15 protein-coding genes are annotated in these 20,579 nt (G+C 69.3%); 12 read left to right on the forward strand and 3 right to left on the reverse strand.

Annotation, left to right across the window (positions count from 1 at the left end; all coding sequences use genetic code 11):
- Positions 1-189: 189 nt before the first annotated feature.
- The gene (locus ACFXJL_RS13870) at positions 190-696 is read right to left on the reverse strand and encodes a cysteine dioxygenase (RefSeq protein ID WP_384692075.1); all 507 of its coding nucleotides are present in this window, start codon (positions 694-696) and stop codon (positions 190-192) included.
- 706 nt (positions 697-1,402) lie between these two features.
- On the opposite strand from ACFXJL_RS13870, the gene ACFXJL_RS13875 reads away from it, so the two are divergent.
- From ACFXJL_RS13875 to ACFXJL_RS13885, 3 genes are all read left to right on the forward strand, one after another.
- Positions 1,403-1,666, forward strand: coding sequence for a WhiB family transcriptional regulator (locus ACFXJL_RS13875; protein ID WP_006348971.1), 264 nt, complete (start codon positions 1,403-1,405; stop codon positions 1,664-1,666).
- Positions 1,667-2,655: 989 nt separating this feature from the next.
- Positions 2,656-6,342 (forward strand): glycosyltransferase, encoded by a 3,687-nt coding sequence (locus ACFXJL_RS13880; RefSeq protein ID WP_384692078.1) that lies wholly within the window; start codon positions 2,656-2,658, stop codon positions 6,340-6,342.
- A complete protein-coding gene (locus ACFXJL_RS13885) occupies positions 6,339-7,889 on the forward strand; it encodes a DUF5719 family protein (protein ID WP_384640404.1) in 1,551 nt (516 codons plus the stop codon). Before ACFXJL_RS13880 ends, ACFXJL_RS13885 begins: the two co-directional genes overlap by 4 nt.
- 126 nt (positions 7,890-8,015) lie before the next feature.
- On the opposite strand, the gene ACFXJL_RS13890 is transcribed toward ACFXJL_RS13885, so the two are convergent.
- Entirely contained in the window at positions 8,016-8,441 is a 426-nt protein-coding gene (locus ACFXJL_RS13890; RefSeq protein ID WP_384640407.1) for a DUF3499 domain-containing protein, read from the reverse strand.
- Positions 8,442-8,738: 297 nt separating this feature from the next.
- On the opposite strand from ACFXJL_RS13890, the gene ACFXJL_RS13895 reads away from it, so the two are divergent.
- The 8 genes from ACFXJL_RS13895 to ACFXJL_RS13930 all read left to right on the forward strand — a co-directional run bounded on the left by ACFXJL_RS13895 (position 8,739) and on the right by ACFXJL_RS13930 (position 17,973).
- Positions 8,739-9,167, forward strand: coding sequence for a metallopeptidase family protein (locus ACFXJL_RS13895; protein WP_329019808.1), 429 nt, complete (start codon positions 8,739-8,741; stop codon positions 9,165-9,167).
- A gap of 54 nt (positions 9,168-9,221) precedes the next feature.
- Positions 9,222-10,586 carry a phosphomannomutase/phosphoglucomutase gene (locus ACFXJL_RS13900; RefSeq protein WP_384640411.1) on the forward strand — a complete coding sequence of 455 codons (1,365 nt, stop codon included), beginning with the start codon at positions 9,222-9,224 and terminating at the stop codon, positions 10,584-10,586.
- A gap of 711 nt (positions 10,587-11,297) precedes the next feature.
- The gene (locus ACFXJL_RS13905) at positions 11,298-11,480 is read left to right on the forward strand and encodes a Trm112 family protein (protein WP_329019803.1); all 183 of its coding nucleotides are present in this window, start codon (positions 11,298-11,300) and stop codon (positions 11,478-11,480) included.
- A 199-nt stretch (positions 11,481-11,679) separates the two neighbouring features.
- On the forward strand, positions 11,680-12,816 hold the full coding sequence (locus tag ACFXJL_RS13910) for an SIS domain-containing protein (protein WP_384692083.1): 1,137 nt from the start codon (positions 11,680-11,682) through the stop codon (positions 12,814-12,816).
- 45 nt (positions 12,817-12,861) lie between these two features.
- Entirely contained in the window at positions 12,862-14,025 is a 1,164-nt protein-coding gene (gene manA / locus ACFXJL_RS13915; protein WP_358880063.1) for a mannose-6-phosphate isomerase, class I, read from the forward strand.
- A gap of 115 nt (positions 14,026-14,140) precedes the next feature.
- Positions 14,141-15,121, forward strand: a complete 981-nt coding sequence (locus ACFXJL_RS13920) for a cation diffusion facilitator family transporter (RefSeq protein ID WP_384692087.1) — start codon at positions 14,141-14,143, stop codon at positions 15,119-15,121.
- Positions 15,122-15,547: 426 nt separating this feature from the next.
- Complete coding sequence (gene ahcY, locus ACFXJL_RS13925; RefSeq protein WP_358880065.1) at positions 15,548-17,005, forward strand: adenosylhomocysteinase; 1,458 nt, start codon at positions 15,548-15,550, stop codon at positions 17,003-17,005.
- Between the two features lie 338 nt (positions 17,006-17,343).
- Positions 17,344-17,973, forward strand: coding sequence for a hypothetical protein (locus ACFXJL_RS13930; protein WP_358880066.1), 630 nt, complete (start codon positions 17,344-17,346; stop codon positions 17,971-17,973).
- A gap of 141 nt (positions 17,974-18,114) precedes the next feature.
- Here the strand turns inward: ACFXJL_RS13930 and ACFXJL_RS13935 are convergent, their stop codons facing one another.
- Positions 18,115-19,137 (reverse strand): RDD family protein, encoded by a 1,023-nt coding sequence (locus ACFXJL_RS13935; protein ID WP_384640424.1) that lies wholly within the window; start codon positions 19,135-19,137, stop codon positions 18,115-18,117.
- A gap of 121 nt (positions 19,138-19,258) precedes the next feature.
- Between ACFXJL_RS13935 and ACFXJL_RS13940 the strand changes: the two genes are divergently transcribed.
- A complete protein-coding gene (locus ACFXJL_RS13940) occupies positions 19,259-20,266 on the forward strand; it encodes a stage II sporulation protein M (RefSeq protein ID WP_384692170.1) in 1,008 nt (335 codons plus the stop codon).
- The last annotated feature ends 313 nt before the right edge of the window (positions 20,267-20,579 follow it).

Here is a 20,579-nt window from a genome sequence, read left to right on the forward strand (position 1 = left end):
CTTGTTGGGGTGGTGGTCGGGTGGCGGGTGGGGCTGTCTGGCGGAGCCTGATCGTTGTTGGGGTGGTGGTCGGGTGGCGGGTGGGGCTGTCAGGCGGAGCCTGATCGTTGTTGGGGTGGTGGTCGGGTGGCGGGTGGGGCTGTCTGGCGGAGCCTGATCGTTGTTGCCTGGTCGTCGTACCGGCGGTGGTCAGACGGGTACGACGTCGTGGGCGGCCGGGGAGCACTGGGCGGAGTGGGAGTGCATCGGCATTGCGGTCAGGCCCGGGAAGTAGATGTGCAGGGAGACGGCCGGTTCGAGTGAGTCGTTGACCACTTCATGGACGTAGCCGGGCGCGAAGACGCGCTGGGATCCGGTCGTCAGTTCGCGGGATCCGCGCGGGGTGCGTTCGGTGAGCTGTCCTTCGAGGACGGTGAGCACTCCGGAGGAGGGTCCGTGGTCATGGAGTCCGCTGCGCTGCCCCGGTACCCAGGACAGCAGCCACACCTCGTGGCCTGGGCCGGCGGCGAGCCGGTGGTACCAGCGGCTCGCCGCGTCGTACTGCACGAGGTGGGCCCAGCGGGCGCGGTCGGCGGTGATGGTGCGGGCGAGGCGGACGAAGTCGGAGACCGTGGAGGGGTGCTCCGGCGCGGGCTGGAGGAGGTGCTGTACGGCGAGGATGTCGCCGGCGATCTGGAGGTCGCTGTCGCTGTTCATGGGATGCGTGGGTCCTCGGCGATGAACGGTGCACGGGCGGCGTGGGGGCACGGCGGCGAGCAGGAACACGGTGGGGTGCTGCGGCCGAGCGAGACGGCGGAGAAGAGTGCTGGAGCGCTAGGGCATCAACAGCTGGAACAGCAACAGCAACAGCGCACCTGGACAGCGTTGCGGAACCCTCGTGCGGGGGTCGCGAGAGGCGCTGAGATGGCTGGCATGAGACCCAAGGTGCCGGGTTCGCCTCTTTCATGTCAACTCAGTGACCGATTTGGCGGCAATGTTTCACCTCATCCGGTTACGGAATCTGGAGAAAGGTTTGTTCAGTGGGAGCCCGGGACACATGCGGCAGCAACCGCGCTCGCCGCGTCCATCGGGTTTGTGGAGGTCACGGTGCTCTTGGGGGTTCGGGTTCGGACTGTGATCCGGATCGCTTCGGCGGTCCGTTCGCAACAAGATCGAACCCGGCGTCGTCCTCGTTGGTGAGGGGGTGCGCATGAGTGCGGAGCGGGCCTGCTGGCGGGTGTCAGGTTTTTGGTGATTTGAACACTTTCCGCATAGCCTTGGTTCCGCAGAGTGAATACGGGGCCCAATAGCAGATCCCGGCTTGACTGGCCCGGATGCACACACTTGTAATTTCACTCGTGTCGTTCGGCCGATATCGATCACGGCAACATCACGGGGACGAAAAGACAGACGAGGGGCGCACATGACCGAGCTGTTCGAACAACTGCTGGTCGAGGACGCGGATGACGAAATCGGCTGGCAAGAGCGCGCGTTGTGCGCGCAGACCGATCCCGAGTCCTTCTTCCCCGAAAAGGGCGGCTCCACTCGCGAGGCGAAGAAGGTCTGCCTCGCCTGCGAAGTCCGTTCGGAATGCCTTGAGTACGCCCTGGCCAACGATGAGAGATTCGGTATCTGGGGCGGGCTGTCCGAACGGGAGCGGCGACGATTGAAGAAGGCTGCCGTCTGAAAAACCGAACGGATATACCGAACCTGACTGAACGACACATAAGAGTATCGAAGACGGTTCGTCGATCGCGTTCAGAACGCGATCGGCGAACCGTTTTCCATGAGCGGTGGGCCTGTGCCCCGAACGGTTTCCCGGTCACCATCAACACGATCAGCAGCCTCCGTACGGGATATCCGCTCGATGGGTCGACGCATAACTCCGGTTCGATTCCGATGGTGGAACGCTCAAGTGCGGCACCGGGTGGGCTCGTCCGGTCATTCCATGGCCGAATCCTGGGCGATCGACCGCCACCGCAGATGTGGGGGAGTGGTCCGTGTGGGCCCGGAGCCCCGGCCCACCGCGACTCCCGGACGGATCGCCCGTCGGATGCCGACCGCTGGGTGCGATGGCCGCGGGTCACCCCTCCACCCTCCGCAACCACCTGCCCCGCGAATCCTCCAGGGCCTCCGTACCCGACCTTCGCGACCCGCGCCGAAGCCGACCGGGCTGCCCAGGGCTGCCGCGCCACTCCCGGCTGAGCGACTCCTCGCCGCCCGGGTCCGCCGACGGCTGCCCACTGTCCCCTTCTACCAACGGGCCGGGGAGCGTCCGGGATACGCCCGGGCGGTCATGGGTTGCCGACCGTCGCCAGCCACCCCCTGCCCCGGTCCCTCACCTTCCCTCCCGTCTCCTCCCTTCCGTTCCGTGTTCCTTCCCGCGCCGTCCACCCCTCGTTGATTCCGCGACCGCGACCGCGACCGCGACCGCGACCGCGACTGCGACTCCGACTGCGACCGCGACCGCGACCCGCGACCCTGCGACTCCGACCGACCATCACATCAGTGGTCCCTGGCACCTGATGTGCATCTCTCGCCCCAACAGCACACTTCACCCCGCACGTCACATCGCTTAGCGCTCCGGCCCTTTTCGCTACCGTTAGTGTTGGGCCCCGTCCCAGATGCTTCAGCGCCCCCGCACGGGGCGACCCCGGCCGGAGGGCCCGTACCTCGATGTCCGCCACCACAGCCGCGTTCTCCCCCGCACACCCGCAGGAGTTCCCCCGGCACGTCGTCACCGCCGTGCTCGTCTCCCACGACGGCGCACGCTGGCTCCCCGACACCCTCGCCGGACTCCTCGGCCAGGAACGCCCCGTACAGAACGTCATCGCCGCTGACACCGGCAGCGCCGACGAGTGCGCACGGCTGCTCACCGACTCCCTCGGCACCCATCGAGTGCTCCACCTCGCGCGCCGCACCGGCTTCGGCGGCGCGGTCGACGAAGCCGTGCGCACAGCCCCCGTGCTCACCCCGGAGGACCTGCCCTACCTCAAGCGGCCCAGCGGCTGGGACCCCGCCACCAGGACGTGGCACGACGACGCCTACGACATGCCGGAACTCCCCTACGGCGAGCCGGTCCAGTGGCTCTGGCTCCTCCACGACGACAGCGCGCCCGAGCCGAACGCGCTCGCCGAACTGCTGCGCGTCGTCGACGCCGACGACCAGGCCGCCGTGGCAGGCCCCAAGCTCCGCGGCTGGTACGACCGCCGCCAACTCCTCGAAGTCGGCGTGTCCATCGCCAACAGCGGCCGGCGCTGGACCGGGTTGGACCGCCGTGAACAGGACCAGGGCCAGCACGACCAGGTACGAACCGTCCTGTCGGTCTCCTCCGCCGGCATGCTCATCCGTCGTGACGTCTTCGAGCAGCTCGGCGGCTTCGACCGCAGGCTCCCCCTGATGCGTGATGACATCGACCTCTGCTGGCGGGTCCAGAACGCCGGACACCGGGTGCTGATCGCGCCCGAGGCCGTTCTGCACCACGCCGAAGCCGCGTCGCGCGAACGCCGCACCGTCGACTGCGCCGGCCGCTCCACCGCCAGTCCGCACCGCGTCGCCAAAGCCGGCGCCATCTACACGCTGCTCACCAACACCCGGCTCGCGGCACTCCCCTACGTCCTGCTGCGGATCGTGCTCGGCACCCTGATCCGTGCCGCCGCCTATCTCCTCGGCAAGGCCCCGGGCCACGCCATAGACGAGATCGGCGCGCTCATCGGCACCCTGCTGCGCCCCGAGCGCATCATCGCAGGCCGGCGCAGGCGGGCTCGCACCCGGGCGGCCGACGCCCGTGAACTGCGCCCGCTCCTCCCGCCGCGCGGCGCCACCGTCAAGGCCACCGTCGAGCAGGCGATGGGCCACTTCGCCACCGGCACCGATGCCGCGGATTCGGCGCCGCGACACGGCGCCGTGGAATCCGGTCCGGGCGACGAGGACGCCGACTTCCTGGAGATCGAGCAGTTCGCCCGGCTCAAGAAGCTCGGCCGGCAACCGGAACCCGTGCTCTTCGCCCTCCTGTTGGTGGTCTCCGTCGTCGCCTGCCGGGGGCTCTTCGGCGGTGGCACCCTCATGGGCGGCGCCCTGCTGCCGGCGCCCACCGACGTATCGGAACTCTGGGCCCGCTACACCGAGACCTGGCAGCCGTTCAGCACGGGCAGCACCCGGACCGCGCCCCCCTATCTCGCCGTGCTGGCCGGCTTGTCCGTGCTCTTCCTCGGCTCCACGGGCTTCGCCCTGACCGTGCTCCTCGTCTGCTCCGTGCCCCTCGCCGGGCTCAGCGCCTACTTCGCCTCCCGCTCCCTGGTCGGCTCCCGGCTGCTGCGGGCCTGGGCGAGCGTGGCGTACGCCTTCCTGCCCGCCGCCACCGGAGCACTCGCCACCGGACGACTGGGCACGGCGGTCCTCGCGATCCTGTTGCCGTTCCTCGCCCGCGCGGCCGTCGCAGCCCATGGGTTCCACCCCGCAGGGGTACGTGGATCATGGCGCGCGACCTGGGCGTACGGCCTGCTGCTGGCGCTGGCCATGGCGTTCACGCCCATCGTCTGGCCGCTCGCCTTGGTGCTCGGGATCGGTGTGCTGATCTTCCGCCGCCACGACCTCACCGCGTACGCCCTGAGGTTCGTCGCCGCGATCGGCACTCCCGTCCTCCTCCTCGCGCCGTGGTCGCTCTCGCTGCTGAGCAACCCGTCCACGCTGCTGCGCGAAGCCGGGCTCGACCTCGGTGCAGGCGGTGCCTCCGCGCTCGACCTGCTCGGCATCAGCCCCGGGGGCCCGAAGACCGTCGGTGGGATCGTCCTCGCCGGTGTGGTGCTCGCAGCGCTCGCCGCACTCGTGCGAGAGGAGCGGCAACTGCCGATCCGCGTCGCCTGGGTGGTGGCGCTCGTCGCGCTGCTCTTCGCCGTGCTGACCAATCACAGCGGCTGGGCCGGCCCCGCCACCCTCGTCTACGGCATCGCCCTCCTCGTCGCAGCCGTCCTCGGCGCCGAACTCGGCCGTACGCGAGCGGGTGCACAGAACTTCGGCTGGCGCCAACCGGTCGCGGTCCTGATCGCCGTTGTCGCGGCCGTCGGTCCGCTCTTCGCCGCGGCGAACTGGATGCTGCATGGCGCTGCCGGTCCGCTGGAGCGTCGCGATCCCGTCCAGGTGCCCCCCTTCGTCGCCGAGGAGAGCGACACCAAGGACCGGCCGCGGACCCTGGTCCTGGGAGGTGAATCGGCCGCGGACGTCCCGTACACCCTGGTGCGCGGGGTCGGCAGCCGTCTCGGTGATGCGGAACTCGCCGAGGCGAACGGCGGTGACGAGCGCCTCGACAAGGTGGTCGCCCACCTGGTGGCCGGCTCGGGAGCCGACCAGACCCGTCAGCTCAGCGGATTCGCGATTCGCTATGTCCTGGTACGGGAGGGAGCACCCCCGCAGATCAGTCGCACCCTCGACGCCACCCCCGGTCTGGGGCGACTGAGTCGACTGGACGGCGGCGCCCTGTGGCGAGTGGACCGCCAGGTCGCCCGCGCCATGATCGTCGACGGCAAGCGCGATCCCCTCCCGGTGGCGTCGGACACCATCGGCGCCGACACCCGGATTCCGGCCGGGAAGGAAGGCCGTATCCTCCGGATCGCCGATCGCGCCGATGCGGGCTGGCGCGCCACACTGGACGGTCGCCCGCTACCGAAGAAGCTCGTCGACGGCTGGGCGCAGGGCTTCGAACTGCCCGCCGCCGGGGGACGGCTGATCCTGACCCATGAGAACCCCACCGGACACACCGGGTGGCTCTGGACCCAGGCCGGCCTGGTGTTCGTCCTGGTCGTCCTGGCCCTTCCCGGGCGGCGCGCCCGACTCGACGACGACCTCCCGGAAGAGACCACTGCGCTTCCCACGCCACTGTCGCACCTGCGGTCGGGGATTCCTCCGCAGCCCGTGGGCGGATCGACTCGTACGGTCGGCGCCGCGGACGCACCGACAAAGGCGGCGTACGCGACCACCCACGGCACACCGCTTTCGTACGGGAACGGCCCCGAGTCCTCCCACCGCCCCGAGTCCTCCAGTGAGTCCTTCTACGGAACCGAGTCCTCCTACGGAACTGAGCCCTCTTACGGAGCCGAGTCCACTGACGGAATCTGGGAGGCCGACGACCGGTCGCCCAGGTACGGAAGCGGGCGTTCCGAACGGGCGCCGCAGCCGCGCCGCCCAAGGCCGGACACCGACCCGTACGGACATGATCCGCACGCCCCCGGCTCCCGCCCGAACGACTTCCCCGCCGGTGACCGGAGCTCGCCGGGAGTCCGTCGTACCAGGTCCGAACGCGACCCGTCACGACCCGCCGTCGACCACGATGCAGATCCCAACGCGACCAGAGGCACGTCAGAGTGAAGCGCACGACCCTGTCCCTGCTTGCCGCCGTGACCGCGCTCTCCGCGGTCACGGGGATCGCCGCCATCACCGCGCCGGACACCGCCGACGCGCCCCAACAGGCCAAGGCTCCCGCCCGGCTGCCGGTCGAGCGCGTCCATCTGCTCTGCCCCGCGCCCGGTGGAACCGAGGCGGCCGAGACCACCTACACCTCCTACACACCGCTGGGGTCGGGGGGCGCGGCCCAGGGCAGCGCCGAGCTCAAGAGGTCGGTGGCGGCGCTGACGGACCGCAACGCCGGGACCAAGAAGGCCCCCGTGAGCCGCCCCGCCACCGATGGCAAACCGGTGCTGTCGCTCGCCGAACAGGGCCGACCGGCCACCGCCAGGACCACCGCTGCCACCGCCCCCGCACTCGTCGGCACCGCCTCCGGACGGCTGGCCCCCGGCTGGACGGCCCAGTTGACCTCCGTCGCGAAGGGCGACGGGCGCGGGCTGCTCGGCGTCAACTGCTCGGTCCCCGACGCGGAGTTCTGGTTTCCCGGTGCGTCCATGGCCAAGGAACGCCAGGACTATGTGCACCTCACCAACCCGGATGACATTCCGGCCGTGGTGGACGTCGAGCTGTACGGCAAGGCCGGTCTGCTGCGCACCACTGTCACGGAGGGCATCCCGGTTCCGGCCGGCTCCAGCGTGCCGGTGCTGCTCTCGACGCTGACGACCGATGTCGCCGAGGACGTGACCGTGCGCGTCGCGACCCGCTCGGGCCGGGTCGGCGCGGCGGTGCGGGCCGCCGAGACCCGCCCGACCGCCGCGAAGGCGGGCGCAGCGTTCGCCGCCGAAGGCAGCGACTGGTTGAACGCCACCGCAGGCCCCTCGGCGGCCGTCGTCCTACCGGGCATCCCGGCCGATGCCACGTCCGTACGGCTGGTGGCCTTTGCTCCTGGCGAGGACGACGCCGACCTCAAGATCCAACTTGCCGGTCCCGGGGGGAAGATCGTCCCCGCCGGGAGCGAGGGCCTGCACGTGAAGTCGGGGATGACGGCGAGCATCGAACTCAAGGACGTCACCCGGGGTGAGGCGGGCTCCCTGATCCTCGGCCCGGCGCAGCGCGGACGGGCGACACCGGTGGTCGCGGCACTGCGCGTGGTCCGGGGCAAGGGGACGAAGCAGGAGATCGCGTTCATCCCGGCGACGGCGCCGGTGGGTGCCCGTGCCTCGATCGCGGACAACCGCGCCAAGGGGACCACGCTCTCGCTGACGGCACCGGGTGCGGCGGCGCGGGTCCGGGTGACCGCGTCATCGGGCAGTGGGGGCGGCACACCCGTGGTGAAGACCTACCAGGTGCCCGCGGGCACCACGAAGGCGTTCGTCCCACCGGTGCCGGCCGGGTTGAAGGGGTCGTACGCCCTGACCGTGACCGTTGAGTCCGGCGGTCCGGTGCACGCGTCGCGTGCGCTCGCCCTACCGCTCGGTGGTGTTGCGGCGTTCACCATTCAGACGTTGTCGGACGATCGTGGGACGGTGGCGGTGCCGCGCGTGACGGATGAACTCACCGTCCTGGACTGAGCCGTCCGCTGAGCCGTCCACTGGACCGGGCCGCTGGACCGGGGCGCCCAGCGGACCTGGACCTGGACCAGAGGCCATGGGCGACGGGCGCGCTCGGTGAGCTGCGGCTGGTGTGGTTTTTGGAGTTCAGGAGTCGGGGGAGCGGAGCACCCGGAGATGGCCGCGACGGGCGACCTCCATGGGGTCGGCGCCCCGGCGCCCGTTCTGGGCTGCCTCGGCAGCGCGTCCCTGGGGGCGGGCCGCCTCGCGAACTGCGTTGGCCAGCGCCTCAAGATCATCACCGCTGGGGCGGGCCGGAGTCGAACCGTCGGTGAGGCGCACGACCTCCCAGCCACGTGGCGCCGTCAGGCGTTCGCTGTGCTCGGCGCACAGGTCGTAGCAGTGGGGTTCGGCGTAGGTGGCAAGCGGGCCGAGGACTGCGGTCGAGTCGGCATAGACGTACGTCAGTGTCGCGACGGCAGGACGGCCGCAGGCGGTGCGCGAACAGCGACGTACAGGGCTCACGACGTTGGACGGTACCGCACTCTTGAGCGGGCTGCGACGACTCTCCACCAGGTCACTCCACCGTGTCGTGGTCTGCGGGCTTGTTCGGAGGTTCCCCGATTCACCGCGCTGACCTGCGGTGAAAGGGCGGCGTACCGAAGACTGCCCCGCAGGATTCGGTCGGGGCGTGCCATTAATCAGGTCATTCACCGTCCATTCCATGATCGAAAACAGCTGTCGAACCGCACTGAAGTGCGACTCGAACGTTCATTTGACGACACCTCGTGGCTGAGTTCGGTCTCCTGTGCGGTTTCCCCAGCGCGTACCCGGCCGCGGTGTGTTCCGGAGGGCTACCCTGCGTCAGTGATGGACAGTCCTGTACCGCCCCACCCGGTCGAGCCGCGGCCACGCCGTCGTGACCGCCACGGCCGGGGCATGCGCGGACCCGTCGCCCCACCACAGGTACCCCTCGCCGCCAGCCGTGCCGAATCCTTCCAGGACCTGGTGCAGGACTCCGTGGAACGGCTTGAGCGGCGGTGGCCACAACTGGCGGACGTCGACTTCCTCGTCGTGGACGTACCGGGCGCACCGGAGGAATCGGTGCCGCTCGGCAGCTCGTCCTCCGCGGAGAAGGGACGGCCCGCACGGGTCGTGGTCTACCGACGGCCGGTCGAGATCCGGACGAAGAACCGCGAGGAGCGCGCACTGCTCGTCCACGAGGTCGTGGTGGAGCAGGTGGCCGAGCTCCTCGGACTGGCCCCCGAGTCGGTCGATCCGCGCTACGGACAGGACTGATGAGCGAATGCCGGTAGTTTGATGCGACCGCAGAGTTTTCAGAGGAGTTGACCCGTGACTGCTGATCTGTCACAGATCGTGAAGGCGTACGACGTCCGCGGCGTGGTGCCGGACCAGTGGGACGAGGCGCTGGCCGAGCTCTTCGGAGCGGCCTTCGTCCAGGTGACGGATGCCAATGCGATCGTCATCGGCCATGACATGCGGCCGTCGTCACCCGGGCTGTCCGGGGCGTTCGCCCGGGGGGCCGCGGCGCGCGGCGCCGATGTGACCCTGATCGGCCTCTGCTCCACCGACCAGCTGTACTTCGCCTCCGGGCACTTCGGGCTGCCGGGGGCCATGTTCACCGCCTCCCACAACCCCGCCCAGTACAACGGGATCAAGATGTGCCGCGCGGGCGCCGCCCCGGTCGGCCAGGACACCGGACTCTCCGAGATCCGCTCCCTGGTGGAGCGCTGGTCGGACTCCGGGGCCCCGACCCCCGTTGAGAAGCCGGGCAGCATCAGCGAGCACGACACGCTCGTCGAGTACGCGGCCCATCTGCTCTCCCTGGTGGACCTGTCCTCGATGCGCCATCTCAAGGTCGTCGTCGACGCCGGCAACGGCATGGGCGGTCACACCGTCCCGACCGTCTTCGCCTCGCTGCCCGTCACCCTCGTACCGATGTACTTCGAGCTCGACGGCACCTTCCCCAACCACGAGGCGAACCCCCTGGACCCGGCGAACATCGTCGACCTCCAGGCACGCGTCCGGGCGGAAGGCGCCGATCTGGGCCTCGCCTTCGACGGAGACGCCGACCGCTGCTTCGTGGTGGACGAGCGCGGCGAGGGAGTCTCCCCCTCCGCGATCACCGCACTCGTCGCCGCCCGGGAGCTGGCCAAGCACCCCGGAGGCACGGTGATCCACAACCTGATCACCTCCTGGTCGGTGCCCGAGGTCGTCCGCGAGAACGGCGGCGAGCCCGTACGCACCCGCGTGGGCCACTCCTTCATCAAGCAGGAGATGGCGAACACGGGCGCGATCTTCGGCGGTGAGCACTCCGCGCACTACTACTTCCGCGACTTCTGGAACGCGGACACCGGCATGCTCGCGGCACTCCACGTCCTGGCCGCCCTCGGCTCCCAGGAGGGCACCCTCTCCGAACTGCTGGCCCAGTACGACCGCTACCAGGGCTCGGGCGAGATCAACTCCACGGTGGACGACCAGGCGGGGCGGACCGCCGCGGTGAAGGATGCCTACGCCTCCCTGCCCGGAGTGACCGTGGACGAGTTGGACGGCCTCACGGTGACCACCGAGGACTGGTGGTTCAACCTCCGCCCCTCCAACACCGAGCCGCTGCTGCGCCTGAACGTCGAGGCACGCGACAAGGAGACCTTGAACAAGGTGCGCGACGAGGTACTGGCACTGGTGCGCGCCGAGTAGATCCACCTGGTTCGTCGCGCTTGTTCGGTGGGCGCGGTTGCCGGTGTTGTGCGGCGGGGGCGGGCTGCCCGTCCCCGCCGCACCACCACCTCATGGGCGCTCGCCCTGTCCGAAGGCCAAGTACCGAGGTACGTCCTCGGAACCGGCCCGGGGCGAGCCCGAAAGCCGACCGCTGTACGGCAGTCGAAAGCCGACCGCCGTACAGCAGCCGCTGCAACCACGACGGCGGTGCGGCCCGCGTACGTCGGCGAGCTCCTCCGAGCCGGTCCCTCGTTCTACACGCCGCGCAGGTGTGGGCCGCAGCCGCAAGCCGTGGATCAGGACGACGGCCTGGGTTCCGGCCCTCAGTTCTCATCCGTTGGGTGCGCATCCCGAGGGTGGCCCCGCGCTCGTACCCCCTGACGATCAGGCACGACCGCACGCCGTGGTCGTCGCGCACCCCTGGCCTGCACCCTTAGCCAGGCGTCCCGCCACCCCTCATCGGCTGCCCAGTCCCACGGCAATCCGCCACCGACCCCACCGCCACGCGGCCCTGACCCGGCCCTGCTGCCTCCGGCCGCCCGTCGCGCCCGTGGGCGCAGCGCCCGGCGAAGGCCCAGCATCGCCAGAACGCGCCCCGCGCGTTCCCCCGGCGGTACGCTGACGTGGCCAATCCACCCAGACCCGGCCAACGCCGAGTCACTTCCATCACCACGAGAGGACACCGCACCCATGCCGCTTGAAGCCGGCCTCCTTGAGATCCTCGCCTGCCCGGCCTGCCACGCACCCCTCGACGACCGCACGGCAGCCGATGACCCCGAGCTGATCTGCACCGGCCAGGACTGCGGCCTCGCCTACCCCGTGCGGGACGACATCCCCGTACTGCTCGTCGACGAAGCCCGCCGACCCGCCTGACACGTGCCACCGGTGACACGCCCACCGCTCCGCCGCCATCCGGTGCACACGCCCGGTGCGTCGGCAGGGCACCGCACGGACCCGTGCCCCCGCCACGACAGCGTGAGCCGAGCCCCGGAGCCGACCGACGCCCGGCGGCCCGGCACATCCTCACGCCACTGACGTAGAAGCACCCGCACGGCGATCGGAGGCCCACCACATGCTCGACGAGTCACTCCTCGACGACCCGGAAGCGCTCGCCCGCGCCGACCGCCGAGGGCTCCTCCGCGGCGCGGCCGAAGCAGGCGCCCGCGTACGAACCGCAGCCCGGCACGCGGCCGAAGCGGGAATTGCCGCACTCAACCCGGAAGGGCGACCACGAGCCGTCCTGGTGGCGGGCTCAGGCTCCGCCGCCACCGGAGTCGCCGATCTGATCGGCGCACTCGCCGGCGCGAGCGCCCCCGTCACCCGCCTCACACCGACCGGTGTGGCCCCGGCCGCAGGCGCCCTGCGCTGGAACCTCCCCGGCTGGGCCGGCTCGCTCGATCTGCTCCTCGTGGTCACCACCGACGGAAGCGAACCCGGCCTCGCCGTCCTCACCGAGCAGGCGTACCGCCGCGGCTGCCAGGTCGTCGCGGTCACCCCCAAGGGCTCTCCACTGGCCGAAGCAGTCGACGCGGCCCACGGCCTCGTCGTACCCCTCGCCACCGCGCCGCACGAGTTGTACGAGGCGACGCTCGCGGCCAGCCCCGGCGCACTCTGGGCCCTGTTCACCCCGCTGCTCGCCCTGCTCGACCGGGTCGGACTGCTCGAAGCCCCGCCGGAGACCCTCGCGAAGGTCGCCGACCGGCTCGACCGCACAGCAGAACGCTGCGGTCCGGCCATCGCCACCTACAGCAACCCCGCCAAGACGCTCGCCGCCGAACTCGCCGACAGCCTCCCGCTGATCTGGACCGAAGGCGAAGGCGCGGCACCCGTCGGACGCCGCTTCGCAGCCGTGCTCGCCGAACTGTCCGGCCGACCCGCCCTCGCAGCGGAACTGCCCGAGGCACTGCCCGCGCACGGAATCCTCCTCGCCGGCGCCCTCGCCGCCGGAGCGGACGCCGACGACTTCTTCCGTGACCGGGTCGAGGACCCCCAGGCCCTGCGCGCCCGGATCGTCCTCCTGCGCGACCGCCCCATCGGCGGACTGACGGCCGCGCCGGCAGCCCGTGAACTCGCACTCGGACACGACACGGCGATCAGCGAACTCGAACCGGAGGAGGGCACCTTGCTGGAGTCCATCGCCGAACTCATCGCCGTCACCGACTTCGCCGCCGTCTATCTGGCACTCGCGACCCCCGCCACCCCCTCCTGACACCTGCTCAGCACTCCGCACCACCGGGAAGGCCCGAGAACGACCATGGACCGCCTCTCCAACACCGTGCGCCCTTACGCCTGGGGCTCCACGACAGCGATCCCGGAACTCCTCGGCGTCGCCCCCACCGGCGAACCCCAGGCCGAACTGTGGATGGGCGCCCACCCGGGCGCCCCCTCCCGGCTCGAACGCGGCCCGCTCAACGAAGTGATCGCTGCCGACCCCGTACGCGAACTCGGCGCAGCCGCCGTCCGCAAGTTCGGCCCCCATCTGCCGTTCCTGTTCAAGATTCTGGCCGCGGGCACCCCCCTGTCCCTCCAGGTCCACCCCGACCTCGCGCAGGCCCAACAGGGGTACGCCACCGAAGAGCGCGCCCACATCCCGCTCGACGCACCCCACCGCAACTACAAGGACGCCAACCACAAGCCCGAGCTGATCTGCGCACTCACCCCCTTCGAGGGCCTGTGCGGATTCCGTACACCACGGGACACCGCCGAACTCATCGCCGGGCTCGGCGTCGACTCCCTCAAGCCGTACGTCGACCTGCTCCAGGCCCACCCCGAGGAAGCCGCACTGCGGGAGCTCCTCACCGCGGTGCTCACCGCCGACCGTGAGGAGATGGCGGCCACCGTCACCGAAGCCGCCGTCGCCGCGCGTCACATCGGCGGACCGTATGCGCCGTACGCCCAGATCGCGCACCACTTCCCCGGTGACCCGGGGGTCATCGCGGCGATGCTGCTCAACCATGTCCGACTGGAGCCGGGGGAGGCCATGTTCCTGGGCGCCGGAGTTCCCCACGCCTACATCAACGGCCTCGGCATCGAGATCATGGCCAACTCGGACAACGTGCTGCGCTGCGGACTGACCCCCAAGCACGTGGACGTCCCCGAACTGCTGAGGGTCGTACGGTTCGACGCGGACGACCCCGCGGTGCTGCGACCCGAAGCGTCCGAACGGGGCGAAGAGGTCTACGACACCCCGATCGACGAGTTCCGGCTGTCCCGGTACGTCCTCGCCCCCGACGCCGCGGCGAGCGACCTCACCGCCGACACCCCGCAGATCCTGCTCTGCACGGCAGGTCGAGTCACCCTGGGCGAACTGGACCTCGGCCCCGGCGAGTCCGTGTTCGTACCGGCCGGCGAGGAACTCACGGGCTCCGCGACGAACGGCGGCACCGGAACCGTCTTCCGCGCCACTGTGGTGATCTGACCCACGGTCGCCCCGCCGTGCTGCGAGAATGACGCCCCTTGCAACGGGTCGGTGACCGGGTGACTACAGCGGGCCACCCAGCACTCGTGCCCACGAAGGGACAACGGGGCAACGTATGAGTGCGTCAGGCGGCACCAAGGCGATCGTGGCGGCTCTGGTCGCCAATCTCTCCATCGCGGTGGCGAAGTTCTTCGCGTTCTTGTTCAGCGGCTCGTCATCGATGCTCGCCGAAAGCGTCCACTCACTGGCGGACTCGGGGAACCAGGGCCTCCTCCTGCTCGGCGGGCGCAAGGCCAAGCGCGAGGCCACCCCCGAGCACCCCTTCGGCTACGGCCGTGAGCGCTACATCTACGCCTTCCTCGTCTCCATCGTCCTCTTCTCCGTCGGCGGGATGTTCGCGATCTACGAGGGCTACGAGAAGATCAAGCACCCCCATGCGATCGAGCACTGGTACTGGCCGGTGGGCGTCCTGATCTTCGCGATCATCGCGGAGCTTTTCTCTTTCCGTACCGCGATCAAGGAGTCGAACGAGGTCCGTGGCTCGCTGACCTGGACCCAGTTCGTCCGTAGGGCCAAGGCCCCCGAACTACCGGTCGTCCTCCTCGAAGACCTCGGCGCGCTCGTCGGACTCGTACTGGCCCTGGCCGGTGTCAGCCTGGCGCTCGCCACGGGCGACGGCCTCTGGGACGGCATCGGCACCCTGTGCATCGGGGTGCTGCTGATCATCATCGCCATCGTCCTGGCAGCCGAGACCAAGTCCCTCCTCCTCGGCGAATCCGCGGGCATCGAAGAGGTGCGCAGGATCGAGCAGGTGCTCGTCGACGGCGACACCGTCACCCGCATCATCCATATGCGCACCCTCCACCTGGGGCCGGAAGAACTGCTGGTCGCGGCCAAGATCGCCGTGCCGAACGACACCACGGCGGAGGAGGTCGCCCGCTCGATCAACGCAGCCGAGGAGCGCATCCGCGATGCCGTGCCCATCGCCCGGGTGATCTATCTGGAGCCGGACATCTTCAACCCCTCGGCCGCCGCGAGCCCGACCGCGCCCTCCGCTGCGCCCGAAGACGATTCCTCCACGGACCGTCCCCACTGACCCCCGCCCGGCATCGGCAGCCGCATCGGGCTCTGGGCCGTCCGCACCGCTGGACCGGCACCCCACTGAGGGACGACGCGATCGATCCGACCGCGGACACCGTCACCTCTCGGACCGTCCGTGTGACCGTCCGTGGAGGCACTCGGCAGCGGGCCGTCACAGCACCGGCAGTCAACTGGCGTCTCTATCTGGCCGGAACCTGGCTCCCCATGGGCTGGGGCCGACCACGGTGATCGGTGTAGATTCGTTGACAGAGTCAGACGTCGCTGCTGATGGCGGTCGGGCGGTCCGTACACGGATCGGCCGAGTGGAGAGAGGGCCTCCGACGGACTGCACTGTGGTCGGTCCGGGCATTCGTATGTCCGCCGCCGCAGAGCCATGCCGTTTCCATCCCTCACCGTGTTTCCACACAAGGAGCAGCTCGTCATGACGACTGTCGCCACCGGACAGGACTTCAAGGTCGCCGATCTCTCCCTTGCGGAGTTCGGCCGCAAGGAGATCACCCTCGCCGAGCACGAGATGCCCGGCCTGATGTCGATCCGCAAGGAGTACGCCGAGCAGCAGCCGCTCGCTGGCGCCCGGGTCACCGGCTCCCTGCACATGACCATCCAGACCGCCGTCCTCATCGAGACGCTCGTCGCCCTCGGCGCCGACGTCCGCTGGGCGTCCTGCAACATCTTCTCCACCCAGGACCACGCTGCCGCCGCGATCGCCGTCGGCCCGAACGGCACCCCGGAGAACCCCCAGGGCGTTCCCGTCTTCGCCTGGAAGGGCGAGACGCTTGAGGAGTACTGGTGGTGCACCGAGCAGGCGCTGACCTGGCCCAACACGCCCACCGGCGGCCCGAACATGATCCTGGACGACGGCGGTGACGCGACGCTCCTCGTCCACAAGGGCGTTGAGTTCGAGAAGGCGGGCCAGGTCCCCGACCCCTCGACGGCGGACAGCGAGGAGTACTTCCACGTGCTCCGTGTCCTCAACCGCACGCTCTCCGAAGCACCGCAGAAGTGGACCCGTCTGGCATCCGAGATCCGCGGTGTCACGGAGGAGACCACGACGGGTGTCCACCGCCTCTACGAGATGCACCGGGACGGCGTCCTCCTCTTCCCGGCGATCAATGTGAACGACGCCGTCACCAAGTCGAAGTTCGACAACAAGTACGGCTGCCGCCACTCCCTGGTCGACGGCATCAACCGCGCCACCGATGTCCTCATCGGCGGCAAGGTCGCCGTGATCTGTGGCTACGGTGACGTCGGCAAGGGCTGTGCGGAGTCCCTCCGCGGCCAGGGCGCTCGGGTGATCATCACGGAGATCGACCCGATCTGCGCCCTCCAGGCCGCGATGGACGGCTACCAGGTCACCACCCTCGACGAGGTGGTCGGCACGGCGGACCTGTTCATCACGACGACCGGCAACAAGGACATCATCATGGCCGCCGACATGGCCAAGATGAAGCACCAGGCCATCGTCGGGAACATCGGCCACTTCGACAACGAGATCGACATGGCCGGGCTCGCCAAGATCCCCGGCATCGTCAAGGACGAGGTCAAGCCGCAGGTCCACACCTGGACCTTCGCCGACGGCAAGGTCATCATCGTGCTCTCGGAGGGCCGTCTGCTCAACCTGGGCAATGCCACCGGACACCCCTCCTTCGTGATGTCCAACAGCTTCGCTGACCAGACCCTGGCCCAGATCGAGCTGTTCACCAAGCCGCAGGACTACCCGACCGACGTCTATGTGCTGCCCAAGCACCTCGACGAGAAGGTCGCCCGACTCCACCTGGGCGCCCTCGGGGTGAAGCTCACCACGCTCCGTCCCGAGCAGGCGTCGTACATCGGCGTCCCGGTCGAAGGCCCCTACAAGCCTGACCACTACCGCTACTGAGCAGCACGCCGGACGGGCTCACGGGCGGACGGCACCCCGTTCGTCGATGACGACCAGTCTCACCAACGAACGGGCCCACCGCGGAATCCTCGGTGCGTATCGTCACCCGGGTCACCCCGGGTGACGATCACGCCGGTGATATCCACCCCGCCCGCGGGCCCGGCGGCCGATCGAGGCCGACGACCCATGGCACCAGTGGTATGAGGTAGGCCCCCGCACCCCCGTGTCGGGGGCCTACCTCATACCGTTCCGGACGGTTCCGACTCCGGATCGGAGCCGTCACCGCACCAGAGCCTCATCGCGCCAAGAGCTCATCTGCACAAGGACGTCCACGACCCATGCCCCGCGGCCGATATTCGCTTCATGATCCGCACGATCACTCCCCCCTCGGCGAAGAACACTTCCAGTGCGCGCCAGGCCCGTCCGGCTGGCGCTATGTCTCCCAGACGACCACCCCCACCGGCGATCACGCCGGCTCCGTGGATCTCGCCCTCGATGAACTCGGCCGTCCCATCCGTCTCGAACTCCACGCGGCGAGTTGGCAGGTCCGTGGCGCAGCGCTGGAAGGTGTCACCTGGGTCCGCTCGGACCCCAGCGGCAGCCATGCCACCGAAGGCAATGTCCGTGCCCATGCCTTCACCGGTACGTCGCCCGCTTTCCTCATCGCCACCGCCCGTCTCCTGCGACTCACCCCTCACTCACCTCCCACGCGTGTGCGCCTCGTTGCGTTCACCGACCCCGTGCTTGCGCCACGTACGCTCGACCAGTCCTGGGCACTGGTGAACAGTGAAGCGCACGCCACTGACAACGGCCCTCTGATGGTGGATGAGTACCAGGTCAGCGCCCTGGACACAGGTGAACAGCACACGATCCACCTCGCCGGGGACGTCGTCCTGGACGCACCGGGAATCGAGCTGGAAAGTCTGGAAACACCCCCCTCCGCTTTCCCGGCCCCGCCATCAGCCTGACCACTACATCGGCAACCACCAGGCACGAAAGCTGGGTTGGCACAGGCAGCAGCACCCGGAGTTCCGCAGCGCGCAGACGCCCGGGAAGGCTCGCTCCCTATGGACGGGCGGGAAGAGGGATCCGCCGCGCCGCCCTCGCATCTAGCCAGGCGGCAGGAACCCGGTCGTGCCCTCTTTCCCCCGTACGGTCGAGGTCGGCTGCGCCTCCGTCACGGAGGACGAACCCATCCCACTGATGTCCGGCCCGGTCTGCGCCAACGCACCCTTGCCGACAGTCCCGGACTCCCCTGTCCAACCTGCTCGACCGGACCCGGCGCCCGGAGTCTCCGGAGGACTGACCGCCCGTCCGGACTCCGCTCGATCTTCATGTACGTGACCAGCCGCCGACGGGGAAACGTTCCCAGGAGTTGCCGGTCCTCCGCCCAGGGTCCGTCGTGCGTCCCGCGACTGGCGCTCGTTCACCACGGCAGCCAGATAGGCCGCGGGCGGTACCCCCTCGGGAGGCGGTGCTCCCGTACGGTCCACCACTTCGTTGGCCAGCCGTTCGGCCATCGACCAGCTGACAGCAGGGTCCAGTTGCCCCATGCGGGTCAGATACTGACGCATCGCGAGCCAGAGGTCGTCCGGCACCCCCGACAGGTCCAACTCGGTGAATCGACCCATCAGCCAGGGCGGCGGCGGTGGTACTCCTGTGCCACGCCCCGTCGGCACCCGTTCGCGTATCACCAAGGTCCCCGCGAACACGTCCCCGATCCGCCGACCGCGCACAGACACGAGCGAGGCGATGCAGGCGACGACGCCGACGGTCATCAGGATCTCCACCACGCCCATGGCTCCCCGCACCAGGGCGTGCCGAAAGCGGATCGGCCCGCCGTCGTCGCGCACCACCCGCAGTCCGCAGGCGAGCTTGCCCAGCGAGCGTCCATGGCTCAGCGTTTCCACCGCTATCGGCCCGCCCACCAGGACCAGGATGAACGCCCCGATGGCCACGGCCATGGCTGCGGCTTCGTCCAGGGAGGAGGTGGCGAGGGCGAGCACGAGGGAGATCCCGAGGTAGCAGGTCCACACCACGACCATGTCGATGGCCAGCGCGAGCGCCCGACTCGGCAGTTTCGCGGGCTGGACCCCAAGTACGACCGCGTCCCCCGTCACCAGCCCGCTCACCCGCAGTCGCCTCCACACTCGGCCTTCTTCTCGTCCCGTCTCCATCAGTCTGCCAAGCTGACCGACAGAGCGCCCCAGTAGTACGTATGTGTGCCCCCAGTCCCCGGAGCAGCTGCCGACCATGGACCTCGATGTCTTCGTGACCGCCCATCGCGCCGAGTGGGACCGCTTGGACCTCCTCATCAGGCGCGGTCGCCGCCTGACGGGTGCGGAGGCCGACGAACTCGTCGCCCTCTACCAATCGACCGCGACCCATCTCTCCCTGATCCAGTCCACGGCACCCGATCCCCAACTGGTCGGACGGCTCACCCAACTCGTGGCCCGCGCCCGCGCGACGGTGACCGGTGCGCGTCGGGCGACCTGGCGGGATGCGGTCACCTTCCTCGCAGCGGGGTTTCCGGCAGCCGTCTACCGCTCGCGACACTGGTGGATTCCGACCGCGGTCCTCTCCACATTGGTCGCGGCGATCATCGGTTGGTGGATCGGTGTCAACCCGGACGTCCAGTCCTCGATCGCAGCCCCCGATGAACTACGGGCGATGACCCGTCCCGGGGGTGAGTACGAGACGTACTACTCAAGTCATCCGGCCACCTCGTTCGCGGCTCAGGTCTGGACGAACAACGCCAGAGCCGCCGCACTCTGCCTGACCCTGGGTGCCTTCCTCTGCCTGCCGGTCATCTGGATCTTGTTCCTGAACATGCTCAATCTCGGGGTGGGGATCGGGCTGATGGCCTCAGCCGGCCGATTGGACACCTTCCTCGGCCTGGTACTCCCGCACGGCCTCCTTGAACTGACGGCCGTCTTCATCGCCGCAGGCGCAGGAATGCGCCTGGGCTGGACGGTCATCGACCCGGGTCCGCTCTCCCGCCGAGCAGCCCTGGCCCAGCAAGGCAGAGCCGCCCTGGGCATGGCGATCGGACTTGCCGTCGTCCTGTTTGTCTCGGGTGTCATCGAAGGCTTTGTCACACCTTCTGACCTGCCCACCTGGGCGCGCATCGGCATCGGCATCGGAGCGGAGGCCCTGTTCCTCGGCTATGTCTACGTCCTCGGCGGCCGAGCTGCCCGAGCGGGAGAGCACGGGGACCTCGACGCCACCGACCGCAGCGCCGAACTACCGATCGCCGCCTGATGTGCGTCCACCGCTCCTGACCTGCTAGTGTCCTCCTCGCCCGCAAAAACCATTGACAGTGGTCTTGCAGGGAGGTAGATTCAAACGGTTGCCTCGAACTGGACATGATCGAGGCCCATCGCTAGTATCTAGCTCGCTCTGAGTGGAAAGCGAAATTTCCGCAGAGCCAATCGACTTCTTCATTTAGATCGCGAAGGCTGATTCGCTCAGTCAAATCGCTTCTGATAAAGTCGGCTCAGCCGAAAGGCGAAAAGCCCTTCCAATCGGGTGCTGGATCGAATTCGAAGTCCGGAAACGGAGTGAGAAAAAGGTC

This window comes from Streptomyces sp. NPDC059256, from assembly GCF_042753785.1.
Taxonomy (GTDB): domain Bacteria; phylum Actinomycetota; class Actinomycetes; order Streptomycetales; family Streptomycetaceae; genus Streptomyces.

Coding starts and splice junctions, on each gene's coding strand:
- ACFXJL_RS13870 (WP_384692075.1), bottom strand. CDS start 696: ATGAACAGCGACAGCGACCTCCAGATCGCCGGCGACATCCTCGCCGTA.
- ACFXJL_RS13875 (WP_006348971.1), top strand. CDS start 1,403: ATGACCGAGCTGTTCGAACAACTGCTGGTCGAGGACGCGGATGACGAA.
- ACFXJL_RS13880 (WP_384692078.1), top strand. CDS start 2,656: ATGTCCGCCACCACAGCCGCGTTCTCCCCCGCACACCCGCAGGAGTTC.
- ACFXJL_RS13895 (WP_329019808.1), top strand. CDS start 8,739: ATGGACAGTCCTGTACCGCCCCACCCGGTCGAGCCGCGGCCACGCCGT.
- ACFXJL_RS13905 (WP_329019803.1), top strand. CDS start 11,298: ATGCCGCTTGAAGCCGGCCTCCTTGAGATCCTCGCCTGCCCGGCCTGC.
- ACFXJL_RS13910 (WP_384692083.1), top strand. CDS start 11,680: ATGCTCGACGAGTCACTCCTCGACGACCCGGAAGCGCTCGCCCGCGCC.
- manA (WP_358880063.1), top strand. CDS start 12,862: ATGGACCGCCTCTCCAACACCGTGCGCCCTTACGCCTGGGGCTCCACG.
- ACFXJL_RS13920 (WP_384692087.1), top strand. CDS start 14,141: ATGAGTGCGTCAGGCGGCACCAAGGCGATCGTGGCGGCTCTGGTCGCC.
- ahcY (WP_358880065.1), top strand. CDS start 15,548: ATGACGACTGTCGCCACCGGACAGGACTTCAAGGTCGCCGATCTCTCC.
- ACFXJL_RS13930 (WP_358880066.1), top strand. CDS start 17,344: ATGCCCCGCGGCCGATATTCGCTTCATGATCCGCACGATCACTCCCCC.
- ACFXJL_RS13940 (WP_384692170.1), top strand. CDS start 19,259: ATGGACCTCGATGTCTTCGTGACCGCCCATCGCGCCGAGTGGGACCGC.